The 4,634-nt window shown below is 61.7% G+C and carries 4 protein-coding genes; 1 reads left to right on the top strand and 3 read right to left on the bottom strand.

Translation table 11 applies throughout. The features are described 5' to 3' along the window. Nucleotides 1-68: 68 nt before the first annotated feature. The 3 genes from CHB97_RS25550 to CHB97_RS25540 are packed head-to-tail and all read right to left on the bottom strand — an operon-like array spanning nucleotide 69 to nucleotide 3,523. Nucleotides 69-1,496, bottom strand: coding sequence for a DEAD/DEAH box helicase (locus CHB97_RS25550; RefSeq protein WP_200820136.1), 1,428 nt, complete (start codon nucleotides 1,494-1,496; stop codon nucleotides 69-71). Next, nucleotides 1,483-2,265, bottom strand: a complete 783-nt coding sequence (locus tag CHB97_RS25545; protein ID WP_089290842.1) for a DUF1837 domain-containing protein — start codon at nucleotides 2,263-2,265, stop codon at nucleotides 1,483-1,485. The genes CHB97_RS25550 and CHB97_RS25545 overlap by 14 nt, the downstream gene beginning before the upstream one ends. Next, the gene (locus CHB97_RS25540) at nucleotides 2,252-3,523 is read right to left on the bottom strand and encodes an ATP-binding protein (protein ID WP_089290841.1); all 1,272 of its coding nucleotides are present in this window, start codon (nucleotides 3,521-3,523) and stop codon (nucleotides 2,252-2,254) included. The genes CHB97_RS25545 and CHB97_RS25540 overlap by 14 nt, the downstream gene beginning before the upstream one ends. A 527-nt stretch (nucleotides 3,524-4,050) precedes the next feature. On the opposite strand from CHB97_RS25540, the gene CHB97_RS25535 reads away from it, so the two are divergent. Beyond that, a partial coding sequence (locus tag CHB97_RS25535) for a ParB/Srx family N-terminal domain-containing protein (protein ID WP_160106273.1) occupies nucleotides 4,051-4,634 on the top strand: 584 nt, incomplete at its 3' end.

The raw sequence follows: 4,634 nt of genomic DNA, 5'->3' as shown, positions 1-4,634 counted from the left end.
GCAGAACGTGCCATTGGCACATTCATCGACGGGTTCTATAATCCAACGCGGCGGCACTCGGCATTGGGCTACAAAAGCCCGATCCTGTTCGAGGCAACCGCCTGACGGCGAGAAATTGGCTCTCCACTTTTCCAGGGCAAGTCCAGACAGACCATTCGGCGTTCGCCCGCGTCCGCCCGCCGGAGCAAGCGCTGCACCAGCGTCTCATAACGGATTTCACGCTCGCTCGGGCCAATCATATGGCCCTCGTCGAGGACGATCAGGCCGACATCATCGATCAGCGACGGATCGCTTCTCAGTGCGAAGTCGAGTTTTTCGGGTGTCGCGATGATGATCTCGCGGGAACGCAAAGCGTCCTCATCTCCAGCCGAAAGACCGCTGGCGCCATAGAGTGAGGAAACGCTGAAGCCGAGGGGCGCAAATGTTTTCCTAAAGGACCGCTCGGTTTGCGCCGACAGGGCGCGCAATGGCGTGACGATCAGCACCCGGCGCGTCGACGACAGCGTCATCAACGCGGCGATCTCGGCCACGCGCGTCTTGCCGGCGCTGGTCGGCAAGGCGACGACCAGGTCGTCCGTCACGTCCGTGGAGCGCTGTGCCGCTTCGCGCTGCGATGGCCACAGCTCCACCTCGGAGGTCTTGCGCGCATAGAGGGACGAGATGAACAGCCGTCGCAGGTCCGGATATTTTTCCTCCGTCCCCTCCGGCGGCTCGGTCGGCAGAGTCTGGTGGAGCGAATGCTGCCAAAGGTCGTCGATCAGATGCCGGCTAAGGTTCGAAATCCACCACAGCGGCACATTCTCCGCGTTGTCAGCCAGATTGACCGCGTTACCAAGAAGCGTGCGCGCCATCTCGATCGGCTCGGGTTCGCCGGTCTCCAGTGCAAAATCAAAATGGGCCAGCGCGCGGCAAATCGTCGTATTGAGGATCGTAGATATCGCTTCATCGATATCGAGTTCTTCGCCCGTCAGGGCGGCAGCGATTTGCTCATCGCCATGAGCCTCGTCGGCCAGCCAGTCGCGAACATATCCGCGCAACTGGCCAAGATCGCGCAGGATCAGGTGTTGAATCGCCGTCTCGCCCGGAGACGCATTGAGGTCGCCCGCCGTCTCATTGAACAGGGAATAGGCGACGGCCGAGAAGCCGGCCAGGTGATAGGCCGCGGCAGCAATGGTGCGGCGAAAACCGCGATCGGGTGATTCCGGATCGCCGTTGCGCACCAGCGCCTCAAAAGCATTGGCCGCGCGCTCGAAGGCCTTGCTGGTCAATGGCGAAGCACCGGCCTGCGCTCGCAAGGCCATTGCGCCCCGGAGTAAGGCGAAGCCGTGTTCGGCAAGGTCTGTCTCGATCGTCGCGCCAAGTGGCGGCGCATTCGCCGGCAACACCCCCTCTTCGCGCATCAACGACCAGGCCGCGCCGCGATAGAGGAGACGGCCGAGGATACCGTCAACCGTCGCTGTCGCCAGGAAAGCGGTCAGTTCGTCAATCGTTTCCAAGGTCTTCCGCCTCCTGGTACATGGCTGCGATGAAGTCCTGATGATCCTCAACGTGAATGTTCAAGACATAGTGGTCGCGATTGGTCCCCGTGGCATCAAGGTCGTCTTTCAGCGAAGCGTGGGGGCCGTTGCCAGATACAGTAAAGAGCATGTGATCGATGCGATCGGCGCGAAGGGACTTCAGGCCCACCTCGTCACGCAGGCTGCGCCCCAATGCGTTGTCGTCCGGGTCATTGCTCTCCAACAGGCGGTTGGCGACAAAGAGCAGGGAATCGGGCGTGCAGCGGCCGTTGTCGCGGTTGAGCACTTTGCGGGCACTCGTGACCGTCGCCTTACCGAGTACCTTGTTGCTTTTAGCTTCGCCTTTCAGGAGCCATAGCTTTTCGCCAGCCGCATCGTATCCCGCGCCGATGAAATCGTCGCCGCGCATCGCCATGTTGCGACCATCCTTGTAGCGGAGCCGGCGAACGGGAACGCGCAGGCCGATTTCTTCCTCGACCAGTTCGGTCGCGAGAATCTCACCAAGATCGCCGGAACGTCCCTTGGGTGTCTGGGGCATCGCCTCGCTGAGGATTTTCGCGGCGACCTTGTAGCCGAGCCGTTCCACGTCTTCGGCGATGCGTTCCAGTCGGTCGTAATGTGAGCGGATCGTCTCGGCGAGGTCATCGCGAATTGCATCGCGCCCGCCGTCCTTCTCGACATAGGTCCAATAGTGCTTTCGCTTGTCTTTTTTCTTGGTGGCGTCACACCAGCTTTCATACAGTCCCATGTGACGCTCCTTTGCCTGGCTTGTGGGTCGGTACTTCTCCATTCCAGAGGCTCGACAGTGGCGCCGCCGCCAACCTGTCGCCAAACGGTACGACGTCCGCGCTGTCGTAAAGGACCACGCCGAAGGCGAAGCGATCTCCGCAGGCCTCAGCCAAGGCACGCAGGCCCCCAAAATCACCGGCCTTGACCGTGGCGCTGGCCTTCACCTCGATCCCGGCGATCGTGCCATCGTCGCGCTCCAGCACGATGTCGACCTCGCGCATGTCGCGATCGCGGAAATGATAAGGTGTCAGCCGCAGGTCCGAAGCGCTCATCAGTTTCAGAATTTCCGAGAAGACGAAGCTTTCGAGGAGCGCGCCGAATGGTCCGCGATCGGCCTTCACCCTGTCGAACGTCAGACCGCGCACGGTCGCCAGCAAACCGGAATCGAGGAAGTGCAACTTGGGCGTCTTGGCGATGCGTTTCAGGGCATTGGTAAACCAGGGTTGCACGGTTGAGACCAAAAACACCTGTTCGAGCAGCCCGACATAACGCTGCCCCGTCTTGTGGGTGACGCCGATACCGGCCGCGAACTGCGAATAGTTGACCAATTGGCCTGAGTGTTCGGCGAGCAACCGCACGAATTTCGGCAACTCGGTCAGTTTCTCAACGTCAGCGATGTCGCGCAGATCGCGCGTCAGGATCGAGGTGAGATAGGATCGCAGCCAGTCCTGCCGCCGTCGCTCGGTGTCACGGCTGATGGCTTCAGGAAAACCACCGAGCAGGACGAGCTGGACCAGATCATCACCAACGACAGCGTTCCGCTGGCTCTGGAGCTTACCCTCGAAGAGCTGTTCCAGAAAATCTGGTGTCCGGCCTTCCACCTCGGCCTTGGCCAGCGGCAGCATCTGGATGGTTTCCATCCGTCCCGCCAGGCTGTCAGCAATGCGCGGCATGGTCAGCACGTTCGCCGAACCCGTCAGCAGAAAACGTCCCGGCCGATAGTCCTCATCGACCGTCTTCTTGATGGCCAGCAGCAGGTCAGGGGCGCGCTGGATTTCGTCGATGATGGCTTGATCCAACCCACGAATGAAACCAGCCGGATCGGATTGAGCCGCCGCGAGAACCGTCTGGTCGTCCAGCGTGATATAGGTTCGGCCAGTCTCACCCATCTTGCGGACGAGCGTGGTCTTGCCGACCCGGCGTGGCCCTACGATCAGGACCACCGGCGTATCCGAAAGGGCTTCTTCCGCCCGCCGTTCTACAAACCGTCCGTACATGCCAACTCCGAGACTCAGCAGATTGAGACTATCTGCCTCGGCAAATTGGGAGTCAATGGTCCGCATATTGGTAATTAAATGATCGCGATCCGGGAGGTGATGGGGAAAGCAATCCCCTACGGCCGAGCCTCGGGTCTCGGCCGCCCCCTTCTGCGGGGACACCCCCGCAACGCCCCGAAAGTGAGCAGGCGGCGATCAGGATGCACGGCTTTCAGGTTTTGCGGCTTCATCCATCCTGATCCGGTCTTTATGCCCGGCGCCCGCTGGCGCTCATGCCGGGCCGGTTGCTTGGGGGCGCAGCCCCCTGGCGCGGCGCAAGGGATCGCTGACGCTCGGCCGGGACGGTTTCCCCCGCCTTCCGCGCGGATGCGTGTTTCACACTCTCACCAATGGTTTCGCCCCGCTTGTGCAGGCCGGGTGATCCCCCTCCGCCCCGTCCGCCCTTGCACCTTGCACCCCCCGGTCTCGGCGACGGCCAGGGTTGCAGCGCAGCGCTGCGCTCCAACCCAAGCCAAAGGATCAAGGCCATGACCAACACTGTTGATACGACCGCCACGGTTTCCGAAGCCCCCGCTGCCAATGGCGCGGTGCTGTTCGTGCCGCTGAACAAGTTGAAGAAGTCGCCCCGCAACGCCCGTAAGACCCCGCACAGCGAAGCCCATATCGAGGCGCTGGCGGCCAGCATCGCCGCCAAAGGGATGCTGCAAAATCTGGTGGTGGAGCCAGAGACGAACGCGGAAGGCGAACCGACCGGAAGCTATTTCGTGACTATCGGCGAAGGCCGCAGGCTGGCGCAGATGCTGCGCGTCAAGCGCAAGCAGATCAAGAAAACCGAAAGCCTCCGTTGCGTGCTGGATACCGAGAACGACGCGGCGGAAATCTCCCTTGATGAAAACGTCACACGCGAGGCGATGCACCCCGCCGACCAGTTCGAGCGGTTCCGCGAACTGGCGGACAATCGCGGATGGGGTGCGGAGGAAATCGCTGCCCGCTTCGGTGTAACTCCGCATGTCGTCTGGACTTGCCCTGGAAAAGTGGAGAGCCAATTTCTCGGCGTCAGGTGGCCGCCTCGAACAGGATCGGGCTTTTGTAGCCCAATGCCGAGTGCCGC

Origin of the sequence: Azospirillum sp. RU38E (assembly GCF_900188385.1) — a bacterium.
Lineage (GTDB): Bacteria > Pseudomonadota > Alphaproteobacteria > Azospirillales > Azospirillaceae > Niveispirillum.
This window is presented reverse-complemented; position numbering and strand designations above follow the sequence as displayed.

What these genes read in the sequence shown, in the direction of transcription:
- CHB97_RS25545 (WP_089290842.1), bottom strand. Translation starts at nt 2,265, where the DNA reads ATGGGACTGTATGAAAGCTGGTGTGACGCCACCAAGAAAAAAGACAAG.
- CHB97_RS25540 (WP_089290841.1), bottom strand. Translation starts at nt 3,523, where the DNA reads ATGTACGGACGGTTTGTAGAACGGCGGGCGGAAGAAGCCCTTTCGGAT.